Origin of the sequence: Aquipluma nitroreducens (assembly GCF_009689585.1) — a bacterium.
GTDB classification, from domain to species: domain Bacteria; phylum Bacteroidota; class Bacteroidia; order Bacteroidales; family Prolixibacteraceae; genus Aquipluma; species Aquipluma nitroreducens.
On sequence record NZ_AP018694.1, the window covers coordinates 5,427,745 to 5,445,194 of the forward strand.

At 40.7% G+C, this 17,450-nt stretch carries 12 protein-coding genes; 6 read left to right on the forward strand and 6 right to left on the reverse strand.

All coding sequences use genetic code 11. The features are described from left to right. Positions 1-90: 90 nt before the first annotated feature. A complete protein-coding gene (locus AQPE_RS22680; RefSeq protein WP_318348761.1) occupies positions 91-3,375 on the reverse strand; it encodes a S41 family peptidase in 3,285 nt (1,094 codons plus the stop codon). Positions 3,376-3,575: 200 nt separating this feature from the next. Between AQPE_RS22680 and cmk the strand changes: the two genes are divergently transcribed. The 3 genes from cmk to pfkA all read left to right on the forward strand — a co-directional run bounded on the left by cmk (position 3,576) and on the right by pfkA (position 6,297). Continuing rightward, the gene (cmk, locus tag AQPE_RS22685; RefSeq protein WP_318348762.1) at positions 3,576-4,271 is read left to right on the forward strand and encodes a (d)CMP kinase; all 696 of its coding nucleotides are present in this window, start codon (positions 3,576-3,578) and stop codon (positions 4,269-4,271) included. A 49-nt stretch (positions 4,272-4,320) separates the two neighbouring features. Beyond that, positions 4,321-5,175 (forward strand): 4-hydroxy-3-methylbut-2-enyl diphosphate reductase, encoded by an 855-nt coding sequence (locus AQPE_RS22690; protein ID WP_318348763.1) that lies wholly within the window; start codon positions 4,321-4,323, stop codon positions 5,173-5,175. Positions 5,176-5,277: 102 nt separating this feature from the next. Then, positions 5,278-6,297, forward strand: a complete 1,020-nt coding sequence (gene pfkA / locus AQPE_RS22695; RefSeq protein WP_318348764.1) for a 6-phosphofructokinase — start codon at positions 5,278-5,280, stop codon at positions 6,295-6,297. Positions 6,298-6,364: 67 nt separating this feature from the next. On the opposite strand, the gene AQPE_RS22700 is transcribed toward pfkA, so the two are convergent. Continuing rightward, a complete protein-coding gene (locus tag AQPE_RS22700) occupies positions 6,365-8,272 on the reverse strand; it encodes a methyl-accepting chemotaxis protein (protein ID WP_318348765.1) in 1,908 nt (635 codons plus the stop codon). Between the two features lie 230 nt (positions 8,273-8,502). Here AQPE_RS22700 and priA point away from each other — a divergent pair, with 230 nt between their 5' ends. Continuing rightward, a complete protein-coding gene (gene priA / locus AQPE_RS22705; RefSeq protein WP_318348766.1) occupies positions 8,503-10,992 on the forward strand; it encodes a replication restart helicase PriA in 2,490 nt (829 codons plus the stop codon). A gap of 173 nt (positions 10,993-11,165) precedes the next feature. Here the strand turns inward: priA and AQPE_RS22710 are convergent, their stop codons facing one another. From AQPE_RS22710 to AQPE_RS22725, 4 genes are all read right to left on the reverse strand, one after another. Continuing rightward, positions 11,166-12,053 (reverse strand): lysophospholipid acyltransferase family protein, encoded by an 888-nt coding sequence (locus tag AQPE_RS22710; RefSeq protein WP_318348767.1) that lies wholly within the window; start codon positions 12,051-12,053, stop codon positions 11,166-11,168. 12 nt (positions 12,054-12,065) lie between these two features. Next, a complete protein-coding gene (locus AQPE_RS22715; RefSeq protein ID WP_318348768.1) occupies positions 12,066-12,983 on the reverse strand; it encodes a lysophospholipid acyltransferase family protein in 918 nt (305 codons plus the stop codon). A gap of 34 nt (positions 12,984-13,017) precedes the next feature. Then, positions 13,018-13,959: a lysophospholipid acyltransferase family protein gene (locus AQPE_RS22720; protein ID WP_318348769.1), complete on the reverse strand. Its 942-nt coding sequence runs from the start codon at positions 13,957-13,959 to the stop codon at positions 13,018-13,020. Between the two features lie 67 nt (positions 13,960-14,026). Then, on the reverse strand, positions 14,027-14,890 hold the full coding sequence (locus AQPE_RS22725) for an N-acetylmuramoyl-L-alanine amidase-like domain-containing protein (RefSeq protein WP_318348770.1): 864 nt from the start codon (positions 14,888-14,890) through the stop codon (positions 14,027-14,029). A 336-nt stretch (positions 14,891-15,226) separates the two neighbouring features. Between AQPE_RS22725 and AQPE_RS22730 the strand changes: the two genes are divergently transcribed. Further along, positions 15,227-16,435 carry a C1 family peptidase gene (locus tag AQPE_RS22730; protein WP_318348771.1) on the forward strand — a complete coding sequence of 403 codons (1,209 nt, stop codon included), beginning with the start codon at positions 15,227-15,229 and terminating at the stop codon, positions 16,433-16,435. A 118-nt stretch (positions 16,436-16,553) separates the two neighbouring features. Then, positions 16,554-17,447, forward strand: coding sequence for a hypothetical protein (locus AQPE_RS22735; protein WP_318348772.1), 894 nt, complete (start codon positions 16,554-16,556; stop codon positions 17,445-17,447). Positions 17,448-17,450 lie beyond the last annotated feature (3 nt).

The following is a 17,450-nucleotide window of genomic DNA, read 5'->3' on the forward strand; positions in this document are numbered from 1 at the left end:
CACATGGAACACACAAAAAAACAGGTAATGCATCGCATTACCTGTTTTTTATTCCCTTCCCCATTTGGGGAAGGGTTAGGGATGGGGCTATTATTTCATTTGCTCATTCCATCCCGAACGATCGGGTAGTGCAGGAGCATTCACTTTTTTAACTGGATTTTCCTGCAATTTTTTCAGCAATACTTCAACCGCTTTTTCAATGCAAGGGTCAACACCTTTTGCCAATTGTTCAGGCCGGTCAACGACCTCAATATCCGGAGAAACGCCGGTTCCTTCGATGATCCACTGTTCGTTTTCGTTGTAAATGCCAAATCGTGGAACAGCAATGTAACCGCCATCAACCAATCCGGCATTACCCGACATTCCAACTAATCCACCCCAGGTGCGGGTTCCAATCAAAGTCCCCAATCCGGTTTTTCTGAAATAATAAGGGAACGCATCGCCGCCCGACGACGAATAACCGTTGGTAAGCATCACTTTGGGACCATTGTGAGCCACTCCGGGAGTTTTCATCGGTGATAAACCATTACGCTGCCAATAGCTGAGCGTTTTACGGTTGAGCAGGTCGGTCATCACGTCGGGAATAAAACCACCGCCGTTGTATCGGTCGTCAATAATCAGCGCATCTTTTTCGTTGTATTCGTACATTCCGCGGAACAATTCACGGTTTCCATCAGTCGAAGTATTCGGAACATAGATGTAGCCGATTTTACCTCCCGAAAGTTTGTCAACCATGGCACGGCGTTCGTTTACCCAATTCAGTTGGAGTAATTCCAATTCACTGTCTATTGGTTTAATGGTCGATATTCTGGCTCCTGCATCATCAGCAATTGAATTTACTGTAATTTCAATGGGTTTTCCAACCGTATTTTCAAGCAATTCGTATGGATTCATGCTCACATTCAGCGCTGTTCCGTTAATTGCCAACAGGTAGTCGCCTTCTTTTACATTTACACCTTGTTCAGTAAGCGGCGAGCGGCGAGCTTCGTTCCAGTTTTCACCGGCATATATTTTGGCAATCCGGTATTTACCTGAAGCAGGATCAGCAACCAGTTCGGCGCCCAATAAGCCGGTATCAACCCGTTTGACCTTTTCAAAATCGCCCCAATCCACATACGAGTGGCCAGTGTTCGTCTCCGAAATGATTTCGCCCAAAATGTAATCCAGATCAGCGCGGTGGCTGACATAACTTACTAGCGGACTGTAGCGTTCTTTGATGCCTTTCCAATCGACACCGTGCATGTTGCTCACATAAAAATAGTCGCGGAAAATGCGCCATCCATCGGTATAAATCTGGGCCCATTCTTTCTTCGGATCAATTTTCATTACCATATCATTCAGGTTCAGTTTCCCTGCACCTGCTTTTTGTCCGGTAGTCAGTTTGGTAATCCCGAAGTCTTTTCCGGAGCGGTATATCATCATTTTGCCATCGGCGCTAACCACAGCCTGACTTACAGCATCCATAACTTCTTCATCCTTTTTATCATCGAGGGTATATTTATGCAACGCGCCTTCGCTGATGTAAAGGATTCCGCCATCAACAGCAGCCAAATTTCGATATTCGCCCGACTTTAATGGGAAAGCCGTAATTCTGGAATTAATTCCTTCGAAATCGATTTGGACACTTTTGGGCAAAGCAACGGCAGGTGTTTCTTCCTTTTTTTCTTTTTTTGCTTTTTTCGGTTCCACTACTGGCTCTGCAACTTCTTTTATCGGTTCAACATCGTTTTTATCTTTGAACAGTTTCGGACAATCAGCGCAAAGAGCTACCGCATAAATTTTTGCCGATTTGTTGTACACATAGTTAAACTCGAAACTGCTGAAATCGAGGTTGAAATCGCGGTCGGAAATAAAATAAATGTATTTGCCATCGGTTGAGAATGTTGGAGCGCCATCGTTGAAACGGTCGTCTGTCAATTGTTTGTTTTCGGCTTTGTCGAGGTTGTAGACCCACACAGCGCCTAATCCGTTTTCACCTTCTTTGTCGTAGGTAATCCATTTCGAATCGAATGAAAACGAGTAGGAATGAATTTCGTCGCGGTCGGCATGAGTGATTACAGTAGTTTTCCCGGTTTCAACATCAACCAGTTTCAACTGCAATGTACGGTCGAAATACAGCAGGTATTTGCTGTTTGGCGACCATTCCGAATCGTATTTCCAGGCCGACGAACCACTGGTCAATTGACGGGGAGTTGCCCCTTTTTTGTTTTCGAGCAGGTAAATTTCATATTCGCCGGTTGCATCCGAATAATACGAAATGTATTTTCCATCGGGCGACCAGCGTGGATAAATCTCACGAACACCTTGTGTTTTCGTCAGGTTGTATGTCGGGCCATTTTCAGCCGGAATCGAAAAAATGTCACCACGGGCAGAGATCAATGCGCGTTTACCGGTAGGCGATATTTCGTAAGCTTGTACAAAATCCTTTACGTTCTTGTAATACGGTAGGATATTGGGATTGTCGAAATGAATGTTGACAGTCACTTTTTCCTCTTTCCCGGTTTGCAGGTTCAGTTTGTAAAGGAATCCTCCGTTTTCATAAACCATCTGTCCGTTATCTCCTGAAGGCCACATGCAATCGAAATCGGCGTGCGAAGTCATTTGTTTCAGCGCCTTGGTTGCTGTGTTGTATTGATAAATATTCAGTTTCAGGTCGCGGTCGGAAGCAAAATAGATGTTATCGCCAAACCAGGCAGGAATCTGGTCGGTTCCTTTAAAATCGGTAATTTGTTCCGATGTATTTTTGTCCAGATCGTAAATCCATAAATCGGATGCGCGGCCACCTTTGTAGCGTTTCCAGGTGCGGAATTCCCGGTCGATCGGGGTGAAACATAGCTTTTTGTTGTCGGGTGACAACGCGGCAAATCCACCATTTACTATAGGCAATGGCTTTTCCAAACCACCATCCAGACTTACCCAGAAGTATTTTCCGTTGCGCTCGCCAAACTCGGTACGGTTGGCCCGAATCAGAATGTTTTTACTGTCTGATGTCCAGTCCAGAGGTATATCGTCGAAACCACCGCGCGGTGGCATTACGCCTACCGAATTGTAAAACGTAAGCTGACGTGGTGTTCCTCCATTCGAAGGCATTACATAAATTTGGCGACTTCCGGAGTATTCACCCGAAAATGCGATCCATTTGCCATCAGGAGAAATCTTTGGAAAAATTTCCATTCCTTCATGTGAGGTCAGTCGGCGCGCATCGCCACCATCGGCATCAACTGTCCAAATATCACCGGCATACACAAAAGCAATCAGGTCTTTATTGATATCGGGATAGCGCATCAATCGGACGTCGTTTTGCGCATTTGTTTTCTGAACAAAACTGAGCCACACCAGAGCCAAAGCCAGTGCTTTGAATAAACTTTTTAGCATATTATCTTGATTTTAGTAAAAATTGTTTTTGTGAGAATAGGTTGCAATGTTGCGCCCGAAATTACAAATAAGGAGATGAAACAGATATGAGAAATTGCAGAATTATGAAACAGACAATTTTTAAGATTCATTAAACTTGGCGATTTCTTCGTGTTCTTTGTGGTTAAATCCATTTATATTTGCCACAAACTTTGAAATAAATGACCAATCATAAAATAGTTGTTGCTATCGACGGACATTCCTCTTGTGGAAAAAGTACAATTGCCAAAGCGGTAGCTGCCAGATTTGGATACATCTTTATTGACAGCGGAGCCATGTATCGCGCAGTTACACTGTTTGCCCTCCGGAAACAGTTAATCTCTGAAGGTTTGGTAAAAGTGCAGGAACTAATTGACTTACTACCGACAATCCAAATCGATTTTCGTTACAACGCTGAAAAGCAAAAGAGTGACACTTTTCTGAATGGCGAAAATGTAGAAGATGAAATCAGGCAATTGCCAGTATCTCAGAATGTAAGTCCGGTGGCAGCCATTGCCGAAGTCCGTGCTGCCATGGTCCGGTTACAGCAGGAAATGGGCAAGGATAAAGGAATTGTGATGGATGGCCGTGACATTGGAACTGTAGTTTTTCCTGATGCAGAATTGAAACTTTTTGTTACAGCATCGGCTGAAATACGCGCCCAGCGACGTTTTGATGAATTGACGGCTAAAGGAGAAACGGTTTCTTATGAAGAAATTCTGCAAAATGTTCAGGAACGTGACCACATCGACTCGACACGTGAAGCCAGCCCGCTACGAAAAGCTGACGATGCACTGGTATTGGATAATAGTTACTTGACACGGGAGGAACAATTGGATTGGGTGATTGAAAAGGTGAAAGAACGGTTGGGTTGGTAGAAACAGGGCATGCCTTGACCCTGCAAAAAATAGAAATACAGAATAACGAATGATCGTTGAAATTGATAAAAAATCCGGATTTTGTTTTGGTGTACTGAATGCCATCGGGAAAGCAGAGGAATCGCTGAAAAGCGAAGACATGCTGTATTCTCTTGGTCATATCGTTCACAACGAACTGGAGGTAAAACGGCTTCAGGAGATGGGTTTAAAAACGATCAATCACGACGAATTCTTCCAGCTCAAAGATTGCAAAGTATTAATCCGTGCTCACGGTGAGCCACCATCGACCTACGAATATGCCCGGTTAAACAACATTACGCTCATCGATGCCTCTTGCCCCGTTGTTTTGAAACTTCAGCAAAGGGTTAAAAAAGCCAGTGAAGCCATGAACGAATCAGACGGTCAGGTGGTTATTTTTGGTCATCGGGGGCATGCCGAAGTTACTGGGTTAGTTGGGCAAACCGAAGAAAAGGCTATTCTCATTGAAAATCCTGAAGACTATCACCAAATCGATTTGTTACGTCCACTGGTCGTTTTTTCACAGACAACCAAATCTGTTGATGATTTCAAGAAACTAAACGAAAATATTAAGAATCACGCACAAACCAATAGCGTGGAATTTCACGATACCATTTGCCGCCAGGTATCCAACCGCGTTCCTCATTTGCAGGATTTTGCTTCCAGATTCGAGCTGATTATATTTGTTGGCGGACGTCACAGCTCGAATGCTCATGTGCTTTTTGATGTCTGCAAAAAGCAAAACGAACGCAGTTATTTTGTTTCGTCTGCGGATGATTTGCAGGCGAATTGGTTTTCAGGAGTGAGTAGGGTAGGAGTTTGTGGAGCGACTTCAACGCCTCAATGGTTGATGGAAAAGGTGGCCGGGAAGCTCAAACAGTTTTAAGTCTTCATTAACGTTAGCGCACTATTTAACTTACTTCAGCTTTTATTCCAAATACTTCAATTACCTTTAATCTGATTTTTTCATCAGCTAAATGATATGAATATGACAGTTAGAGATAATAGCATAGAGCCAAGTCAAAAAAGAAAGAAACTGCAGAAAATCGGTGTTTTTACTTCAGGTGGCGACGCTCCGGGTATGAATGCTGCTGTTCGTGCAGTTACTCGTGCAGCTTTAGCCAATAAATTAAAAGTAGTAGGTATCCGCCGCGGATATCAGGGAATGATTGAAGGCGATTTTATTCCGTTGAAATCTAACGATGTTAGTGGAATTCTGCAATTGGGAGGTACCATGCTGAAAACAGCCCGCAGTGCAGAGTTCAGAACACCAGAAGGTCGCGAAAAAGCCTATAAGCAGTTAAAGAAAGCCGAAATTGATGCAGTGGTTGTTATCGGCGGCGACGGCTCGTTTACCGGGGCATTGGTTATGTCTCAGGAATATGATTTCCCGTTTATTGGAATCCCTGGAACCATTGACAATGATATTTACGGTACCGATTATACTATCGGTTACGATACTGCTTTGAATACTGTAGTTCAGGCAGTTGATAAAATTAAAGATACAGCCCGTTCACATGGTCGGATTTTCTTTGTCGAAGTGATGGGTCGTGAGGCTGGTTTGCTGGCATTGAACAGCGGTATTGCCTGCGGGGCTGAAGTGATCCTGATTCCAGAAGCGAAAGGCGACCACGATCAGTTAAACAAATTTCTGGAGAAAGGTTATAAAAGTAAAGAAACCAGCGGTATAATCATGGTTGCAGAAGGTGATGAAGCCGGAGGTGCAATTCAAATAGCAGAACGGGTTCGTAAAGAGCATCCGGACCTGGATGTACGAGTCTCTATTTTGGGACACATCCAGCGTGGTGGAAGTCCAACAGCAAAGGATCGGGTAAATGCCACTAAGATGGGTGTTGCTGCTGTTGATGCGTTACTTGACGACCAGAAAAGTATAATGATTGGACTCGATAACGAGAAAATCGTTCATGTACCTTTCAATAAAGCGGTGAAACTAAATCACAGCATTGATACCAATTTGATGGATATTCAGAAACTTTTGAATACATAAGTGCCTAAAGTTAATTCCGATAAGCAACAACTTTAGGCACTTCGAACTCTAAGTACTTTAGGCACTTTTAATTTATCCCTTCAATCTTGAAGTAGGCAATCAGTTTTTTTAGATTTTCGGCCTGTTTTGAAATGTTTTTTGAGCTGATTGAAAGTTCAAATGAGGATCCCGCATTTTGCTGAGTAACCTTATTTAATTGCTGAATTCCAGCATTTATTTCTTCGGAGCTTGTTTTTTGTTCGAGGCTGGAATCTGCGATTTGTTTAACCAGAATTGCTGTTTGCTCAATATCCGGAATAATTTCAAACAGAATGTTTCCAGTTTCCCGGGCATGAAATAAACCCTGATTGGATAACTCATCGATTTCTTTTGCTGCAAGCTGAGATTTTTCAGCTAATTTCTTGATTTCGGCTGCAACTACTGCAAATCCTTTTCCCTGCATGCCATAGCGCGATGCTTCGATTGAAGCATTGATCGCCAATAGGTTTGTTTGTTTTGCGATTTCGCCGACAATCGAAATTTTTTCCACAATGTTGTTCATCGATTGGATTAATGCCCTGGTCGATTCATTTCCTATTTGAATTCCTTTTGCAGCCTGCAAGGCAATTTTTTCGGTTTCCTGTGCATTTTGGGTGTTTTGTTGAATCCGGCTCAATACAAGTTCCATTGATGTCGAAATCTCTTCGGCAGATGACGCCTGATTGTTTGCACCATCAGCAAGCTTTACCGACGCATTAAGCAAATCCATACTGCTTTCAGCAATGGTGTCGGAGCTTTGTATAATTTCACTTATTATTTTGGTGAGCTTCGATGCCATTATCGATAATGATTCGGCCAAATCACCAATTTCATCGTTTTGTTTTATAGTCAGTTGTGTGTTTAGGTCGCCAGCTGAAATTGATTTTGCAAACTCAACACCCTTTACTATTGGGGTACTAATTTTTACCGCAATAAAGTAGATAATGAGATATAAGAAAAATAGCCCAAGTACGCCTGCAATAATGGTTTTAATTAAAACTTCACGAGCTTCACTCAAAATAACTTTTGTTGGCACTTCAATGCCAATAATCCAATTGGTATCCTTATTGCCAATCATAATGGGTTCGAAAGAAACAAAATACTCCTTTCCGGAAATTGAGTTTTTGTAGGTGAATGATTTGTTGGAGCTCAAATTATTAACCAAAGTCTCGTTTTTAAATATCACTGAATCTTTACCAAGTGAGCTGATAAAATTCTTTCCGGTGAGCGTCGTATTGGTGTGTGCAACAATGATTTTGTTCTCAGAAATCATATAGGATATCGCTTCTTCGTAAGGCTTTACGCTGGCGATTAGCTGATTCATGTGTGAAAGAGAGATGTCAATTCCAATCATGCCTTCAAACTGCCCGGCTTCATTCTGAATTGGAGTAAGCAAACTGGTCATCATAATTCCCTTCATTTCTTTGGTTGCCTGATCGTAATATGGATTGACAATTGTTTCTTTATTCAATTTGCGAACCTGATAATATGTGCCTGTCAGTTCCTGATTGGTGGTATCCTCTATTGCTTTTTGATTTATGATTTTACCTCCTTCGCGGAAAAAACCATTGTAGAATCGACCATTTTTCTTTTTGTAGTTCTTGTTAAGAGCTTTTAATTCCCAATAAACTCCAACTGATAAATATTCAGGATTTTTTTCAATATTACTGGATAATAAACCATCAAAAAAAACGTCACGGTTAGGCACGTTCAGCTTTTTGTAGTTTTCGAAAGCATTTTTCAAAGTTCTGGCAGATTCCATCATCACACTTAATTCTTTCGAAATCTTGTCTCCATATTCCCGTGTCGAACTTTTTACAATCTCAACAGAGTTACGATACGTGATTTCTTTTAACCGATAACTAATATACCCGATTGTTATACAGTAAATTATGGTTGCAACGCTGAGAATATAAACATTCAGCTTCAGTTTCAGGCTAAATCGACCCCGGCTCATAAAATTGGAAATTAAGATTGAATTGATGGCTTATTTTGGACCGATGAATATGACCGATCGTGAACTTTGACTAAGTTAGAATTATTATTTCAAATTCAAAAAATGCATCGTAAGTTCCCTTTCCGAGATACTCGGAATTATCAATTGTATTCGATAGTTCAGTTTAAATTTCGGTAACAAACTTTCACACGAATATTCGAATCCAAAATCTTTTTCGGTATTTTGCACCTATGATTGTTGAACAGCTTTTTGCCGATGTTATTTTGCCGTTGCCACTTGATTACCACTTCACTTATCGGGTGCCTTCGGCTTTCCAGTTTCGTATAAAAATCGGAGCCCGCGTCATTGTGCAATTTGGCAAACGCAAGTTCTTTTCGGCTTTGGTTTATAAACTTCATCAAAATACACCCTCAGGCGAGTTCGAAATGAAAGATATTGATGCCATTCTGGACGATGATCCCATCATCGGTGAGAATCAATTGAAGATTTGGGAATGGATTGCCAATTATTATTGCTGCACCCTAGGCGAAGTTTATAAAGCGGCGTTGCCAACTGGCCTGAAGCTGGAGAGCCAGACCAAAATTAGCCTGAATCCCGATGCAATTATTACTGACGATTTAACTGATAAAGAAACTGCTGTTGTACTCTTGCTAGAGAGTCGGAAGACAGCAAGTATTCAGGATTTGAACCAATTTCTGGGGCAACAATCATCGTTTGCCATATTGAAATTACTGCTCGAAAAAAATGCGGTGATTGTTGAAGAGCAAATGCGCGAAAGCTACAAGCCGAAGCTCGTTTCAATGGTCAGGTTAAATCCTGAATATGATTCAGAAGAAAAGCTGAATGCGATGCTTGATTTGCTTTCCAGAAAGGCAAAAAAGCAGGAACAACTACTGAAGGTTTTTCTGGCCGAAACACTGTTTGGTAATTTAAAATTGACAGAAATCGCAAAAAAAGATTTGCTTCAAATCGCAGATGCATCAGATGCGGCCTTGAAAGGATTGGATGAAAAACAAGTTTTGGAGGTATTTCAGAAAGAAATTGGGCGCATCGCCCGGACTCATGATGCCGATTTGTTGATTAAAGAACTTTCCGAGCCGCAGCAAATTGCACATGATGAAATACTAGCTCAATTTGAAACTCAGCAAACGGTCTTGCTCAATGGCGTGACTTCGAGCGGTAAAACCGAAATTTATATCCGGCTGATTGAAGAACAGCTCAAGCAGGGCAAACAGGTTCTGTACCTTGTTCCTGAAATCGGACTTACAACTCAGATCATTACCAGATTGAAAACTGCCTTTGGCGATCAGGCCGGAATCTATCATTCGAAATTTAACGATGCTGAACGGGTCGAAATCTGGTTCAATGTGCTGAACGAAAAATCAGGAAAAACCGGTCAGCAATATCAGGTTATTTTGGGAGCCAGGTCCGCAATTTTTCTTCCGTTTAAAAATCTGGGGCTAATCATCGTCGACGAAGAGCACGAAAATTCATACAAGCAGTTCGATCCGGCACCTCGCTACAATGCCCGCGATATGGCTATTCTGATGGGAAATGTACATGGTGCAAAAGTGCTGCTTGGTTCGGCAACTCCATCGTATGAAACGTATTTCAATGCACGAAGCAACAAATACGGATTGGTTAATCTGACCGAACGTTTTCAGGGAATTGAAATGCCGGAGCTTTTTCCGGCAAATACACAGGAAGCTTATAAGCGGAAGCAAATGCGCTCAGTTTTTACTCCTGAACTTTACAACGAAATCGCTTCAGCATTGCATAATAAAGAACAGGTCATTCTTTTTCAGAATAGGAGAGGGTTTGCACCATTCGTTCAGTGTGGAAAATGTGGCTGGATTCCGAAATGCAGGTATTGCGATGTAAGCATGACCTACCATAAAAACCGTTCGAGCCTGATTTGTCATTATTGCGGACATACCACATCATTGGTTGTCAAGTGCAAAGAATGCGGTTCGGACGAGATTAAAACACGCGGTTTCGGTACCGAAAAAATTGAAGACGAAATCAAACTTTTGTTTCCTGAAGCAAGGGTTGCCCGAATGGATCTGGATACGACACGGGCAAAAAATGCCTACGAACAACTGATCTGGCAGTTCGAAACCGGTAAAGTTGACATTCTGGTTGGAACACAAATGGTAACCAAAGGATTAGACTTTGATCATGTTCGGGTAGTTGGAGTCTTGAATGCCGACAATCTGCTGAATTATCCTGATTTCCGGTCATACGAACGAAGTTATCAGTTGATCATGCAAGTAAGTGGCCGGGCCGGACGTAAAAATAATCGGGGAAAGGTGATTGTTCAGACCACCCAGCCCAATCATCCGGTCATTCAGGATGTGATTTCGAACGATTATTATAAGCTTTTCAGCAGGCAAATGGCCGAACGAAAGATGTTCAGGTATCCGCCGTATTATCGGCTCATTAAAATTGTGGTGAAACATCAGAACAAGGAACGGCTCGATTTGGCCGCCATGAATCTCGCGACAGCTTTTCGCAACATATTTAATAAAAACGTATTAGGGCCTGAATATCCGGTTGTGGCGCGAATTCAAATGTGGTTTCAGAAGGAAATACTGATTAAACTACCTCGTGATGGCAAAATTCAGGAAGCGAAAACTAAAATCATGGAGATCATTAATCGAACGAAAACACAACCAAACAATAGCCAGTTGATCATTTATGCAGATGTGGATCCGATGTAGATAATTCAACTTAACTCCGAAGGAGTGAACTTTTAATCACCTCCAGTGAAACTGGAGGATTAGGATCGCCCCAATAAAGCGCAACCCGGAACGGGTTGGTATGCTAATCAATCTCATAAAACCTGAGGATAAAGAATTACCCAATAGATTGCAAACTAGAATGGTTCCGTTAATTATTTCAATGGAATGCTCTCAGGCCTTGTGTGTTTCCAGCGCTTGTGCGACCATAACCAAAATTCAGGTCGTTTCCGGATAATTTCTTCCAGAAATTTGGTGTGTGCTTTAGTTACTTCATATTTATTAGTTGTGGAAGCATCATCGAAAAGCTTGGTAAATTCAACTTCGTAACAACCTCTCCTGACTTTTTGAATGTCCATAAAAACAACGGCCTGCCTGAATTTAGTTGACATGATCTCGGCTCCGGGAAAGACCGCTGTTTCCTGGTTTAGAAACATCATCCAGTAATCGGTATCTTTCAGTGCGGTTTGATCGGTCAGGTAATAGGTAGCTGATAATTGTCCTGATTTTTCGAGTTCCAGCATGTTTCGTCCTGAAACGCGGGCCATCATCATAAACATTCCAAATCTCGACCTCACTTGTTTCATGTATCGGTCAAATGTTTCGTCCTGAATAGGTCGGTAAATCACATTCACCTGATATTTGATTATTTTGGGTAAAGATACCGTCCATTCCCAATTGCCGTAATGCCCGGAAAGCAAAGCCACACTTCTCCCTTGGGCATAGAATTCATTCAGTACTTCAGGATTTTTATAATAAAAACGTTTATTCAATGCTTCCTCCGAAATTTGAAATGCTTTTATTGTTTCAACCACCAAATCAGCAAAATGGCGGTAAAATTTAACGGTTATCTCTCTGATTTCCTGATCAGTTTTTTCAGGAAAGGAATTTTTAAGGTTTTGAATAACCGTCTTTTTTCGGTAGCCTACCAGATAATAACACACCAGATAAATTAGGTCGGCCCAGAAATAAAGAAGCCAAAACGGAGCATATCCGAGTAGTTTCAAAAATGAAATTCCAATCCTGGGCAGTACCTTTTTCATGGAGTCGAATATCTAATGTTTGATAGTTTTGGCCTCTCGCTCGTGCAATTCAATATTTGCAGGACGTTTGTGTTTCCATCTTCGGTGCGACCACAGCCAATATTCTGGTTCCGATCGAATTATTTCCTCCATTTTCCGTACATATGCCATCATGATTTCTACAGGTTCTACCTCCGAAGGATTCTCAATCAATTTATAAATAAAAGCTTCGTATCTTGACCGACCCACTTTACGAATGTGGAAGAAAAGAACCGGTTGATTCGTCTTGACTGCAATTTTCATTGGACCAGCGAATAAAGCTGTTTCCTGGTTTAAGAAGGTTGTCCATAGTTGTGAACTGGCGGGTGAGGTTTGGTCGGCCAGCAGCAGCAGTACCGAAGGACGCTCAGCTTGGTTAAGTGCAAGCGCCGTGCGTACCGAGTGATTAACCACAACCGATTTAGCCCCAAACCGTTCACGTGAGTTAAGAAGAAATTGCTCCAAAACCTTGTTGTTCCTTACCGGATCGTAAACTACCAGAAATTGCGCTTTGATTTCGTGTTGAAAATAAAGCCCCCATTCCCAGTTGTTGTGATGCATTCCGAGAAGAATCGCACTTTTACCTCGTTGGTAATATTCCTCGAAAATTTCCAGGTTATTTAGTTTGATGCGATCATTGATTTCCTTTTCGGTCATATGACTGAATTTAAGGGTTTCAATGCCCAGATCACTCAGGTGATGGTAAAATTTTCTGGCAATTATTTTGATTTCTTCCGGACTCTTTTCCGGAAACGATTTTTTTAGGTTTGTAAATACAATTTTCCGACGATACCTTACCACATAGTAGAGTAAAACATAAAATATGTCGGATAAACCATTGAGTACCCAAAACGGAAGCCGTGCAAGTAATTTACACAGACCCACGATCAAATGATCAATGAACGAATTCATGCTATATTCCTTTATACCTCAAATAATTATAAATTTATCTTTTCTTCCTATAAATTACTTTTTTATCCTGATGATTCATCAATATTTCATGTAATTCAATATTTGCAGGCCGTTTATGTTTCCATCTCCGGTGAGACCACAGCCAGTATTCAGGCTCGGCGTTGATAACTTCTTCAAGTTTATTGACATAGGCCATCATAATTTCCTCTGACGTAAATTCAGCGGGATTTTCAATCAGTTTATAATGGAAAACTTCGTAACGTCCACGTCCAACTTTACGCGTGTGGTGAAAAATTATCGGTAGATTGGTTTTTTTTGCAATTTTCATCGGACCAGCAAAAAAAGCAGTTTCCTGATTGAGAAAAGTAGTCCAAAATTGTGAGTTTGCCGGCGGAGTTTGGTCAGCTGCCAGCATCAAAGCGCTATGTCTTTCATTTTGATTAAAAGCAAGAGCTGTCCTTACAGAATGATTGACTGGTATTGATTGAGCGCCAAAACGTTCACGGGTTTGAAGTAGAAAATTTTCGAATTTTTTGTTGGTTCTTACGGGATTATAAACCACCAGAAACTGCGCTTTGATGAACCGTTGCATCGATCCGCTCCATTCCCAATTGTTATGATGCTGCCCCAGAACAATCATGCTTTTACCTTGCTGGTAATACTCTTCATACATATCCAAATTGTGAACTTTTAACCGGTCATCAATTTGCTTCTCAGTCATTCGGCTAAACTTGACGGTTTCAAAACCCAGGTCAGTTAGGTGATGATAGAATTTTTTCGTAATTTTTTTGATTTCTTCGGGAGTTTTTTCAGGAAATGACCGAACCAGATTTTCATGAACGACTTTCCGCCGATAGCCAATGATATAATAAAGAAATACATAGAAAATATCGGCAAGGCCAAAGATTATCCAAAATGGAAGGCGTGAAGTTATTTTACACAAGACAACAACAAGTCGATCACCAAAAGAATTCATAGGGGTTGAGATTGAACGCTGCAAATTTAACAAAAACGACTTCGCAGCATGGTATAAGGCACTGAAATTAAAATACTGGTCTGGCGATCATGATACCGCTGTTTTTTGACTGAAGCTTGAGAAAGTCGGTGATCGGACCCTCTGAAACCAATACTTTTTTCCCGCTTAGCGGAGCATGAAGCAGATAAAATTCGTTGCCTTTCTTTACAATTATTCCGACATGGTTAACATCAACACCATCAATTGAACTGGTTAGCGCAATAATGTCGCCATGCTGTAAATTGCGATAAAGATTAGCAATGTTGTTCTTTGGAAAATACATAAATCCTTTTGCTGAAATCTCTTTTTCCTGCTGAGCAATTGTTGGGATCAACTCCGGATGCTCCTTCAATACCGGATAATCTGATGGGTGAGTGCTCATATAATTGATGGCTTTATCAGATTTTACGCCATTTTCATTGGCTTTCCTGCTAATGATGCCTTTTTTATTATTATTCTCAATCCATTCGCAAAAATAATGAAGCCGCGATGGATATTGATTTCGAATACCATCACGATATCTTAAATTCTGAAGTTCTTTTAGAAACGATTCAAAATCATTCTTTTTCAATTTAACGGTTCGGGCTAAAGCCAAAGTGCTTTCAACAAATGTTGTACAGTCGAGTTCCCGAAGGTTAATGACGAGTTTTTCCTGCAATCCATTTTCGAGTGTTGCTGCAATATATGGAGTTCCAAGAAATGATTCGCCAATTTTGACCAAAAGATCAGCAATTGGTAAATCGGCTTCTGATGAAAAAGCGTTTAGTTTTTCCTCTGCGATTCGCTTGTCTACAGGTTGATAAATGCAATCATTCAGGTTTATTTGCGATTTTGCATATTGACTATTCAGTCCAATTAATAGAAATAGTAATGTTTTGATCTTGCTTGCCATTTTTATCTATTTTATTCCAGTTGATAAAGGTAGAAAAGTTTGCGAATTCCATCTAAAATCATTGTCTACATTTGCTTTTACTTCAATTGAATGACGTAATTGACCAATCGAAACTTGTTTTATAACATGTTTTTGTTAATTCAACCTTAATTAATTGTCCTTTTTGTTAACGGAAGATATTATGGTTCAGAGTAAAAGCGATTTCGGATTTTCGTACTTATACTTCTTGATTTAGCATGTATCTGCCTGAATATATGATTCTAAATGGGATATTCCTTTTTTAAATTTGTATCTTCGAGGCCAGTTTTAAGGGGTGTTTAATGTTAATTAATTCATATGTATAAATTAAGAAATCTTTTGCTTGTCGGGTTGGTGCTGGCAGCGTTCACTGTTTCAGCTCAGGAGAAGAAAGAAGAGGAAAAAGAAAAAGGTTATCAGTTTACTGCAATTAAAGAAATTCCATGTACTCCGGTTAAAGATCAATATCGCTCTGGAACTTGTTGGTCGTTTTCAGGACTTGGATTTTTGGAAGCCGAAATGTTAAGGTTAGGAAAACCAACTGTTGATTTATCTGAAATGTTTGTTGTAAACCATGAATATGCCGATAAAGCTACGAAATACGTCAGGTTGCATGGCAGTTTAAATTTTGGTGCAGGTGGCGCATTTCATGATGTTACAAACGCCATTAAAAAATATGGAATTGTTCCTGAAGAGGTTTATACCGGTCTGAATTACGGCGAAGAGAAACATGTTCACGGTGAATTGGATCGTTTGCTGCTCGAAAATGTCAAGGCCGTTGTTGAAAATCCGAACAAAAAATTAACTACAGCATGGCATGATGCATTAGAAGGAACTCTTGAAACCTATCTTGGAAAACTACCTGAGAAATTTCAGTATCAGGGAAAAGAATATACTCCAAAGAGTTTTGCCCAGGAATTTGTTGGCCTGAATTTGGATGATTATGTTGAAATTACTTCCTATACACACCACCCTTTTTATAGTAAATTCATTATTGAAATACCCGACAACTGGTCGTGGGATGAAGTTTACAATGTTCCATTAAACGAATTCGACGAAATAATTGATAACGCCATCAATAGCGGTTTCCCGGTTGCATGGGCTGCTGACGTCAGCGAAAAGGGATTTTCAACCTCACAAAAGGGTGTGGCTGTTATCCCTGAAGTTGATAAAGCAAATATGACTGATGCTGAAATTACCAAATGGGAAAAGATGAGTGAGAAAGAAAAAAGTGAAGATTTATACAAACTCACCAAGCCAGGTAAGGAAAAAGTGATTACTCAGGAAATGCGTCAAATTGACTTTGATAATTATCAGACTACAGATGATCATGGAATGGTAATCGTTGGAACGGCTAAAGATCAGAATGGTAACCTCTATTATAAAGTGAAAAATTCGTGGGGCGACTACAACGATTACCATGGTTTTTTCTACGCATCAAAACCCTATGTAGAGTATAAAACAATGTCGATTATGGTACACAAAGATGCCATTCCAAAGAATATCCGAAAGAAATTGAATTTGTAAAATCTAAACCTCGTCAATTGGCGAGGTTTTTTATTTTAAATAATCAGGTGTATTGTCGTCCTTTTGTATATTTGGCGGACGAAATAAACATACCATTTGTTGAAATAAATATTTTCGAGTGAAACGAATACTTCTGATCCTTTTTTGTCTCATCCCATTTATATCCTTTTCTGAGGAAGATTTTACCTGGTGGAATGTCATCCATGGCTGGGAGCTTGGCATGCCCGGCTGGCGCAATATGCTGCACATTACCCCTGGTTATTTGGGTCCTAATGCGCTTCCGGTACCTGAAATGAAGAAAGGTGTTGTCCCGGTAGGTTCGAACCTCGAATTTGGAATGAATTTCTACTTCGAAAAAGGTGATCCAACTCAGGATATATCTGGGAAATATTACCGTTCGTTTGCTGATGGTAAGATTGCTATTGAGTTGTATGGAGTTATTGCTGAAAATTATGCCATGTCCGACTCCGTACGCGACGAACGGATTGCACGTGACTTCGACGGCAAGGGAATTGCGATTGGTGATTTATACTTTTCAACGCTTATTCAATTGGTGAAAGGCCGAAAATTCCCGGATACAATGGTTCGTATGGTAGGAAGGACTGCTTCAGGAGGGCATTTGGACGCAGCCAGGCATTCAGATAGCCCGGGCTATTTTTTTGATTTCAGTTTTTCCAAGGATTATGCCTGTAGAAACGAAAAAATGTCGTTTATGCCATATGCATCTTTCGGATTTTACTCCTGGCAAACGAACGATGAACTTAACTTGCAAAACGACGCCTTCATGTATGGGGTAGGAGCCGACCTAAAGTATTCTGACTGGACATGGTCTAATTCAATTTCAGGATATTCAGGCTATAAACATGAGCGCGATCAGCCGATGGTTTATACCTTTGAACTGAATCGTAAACTAAAAAAGAATGCCATCCGACTGCAATATCTTTATGGTATTCGCGATTGGAAATATCAGTCAATCAAACTTTCGTACGTCATAAATTTGAAAAGCAAATAGCTT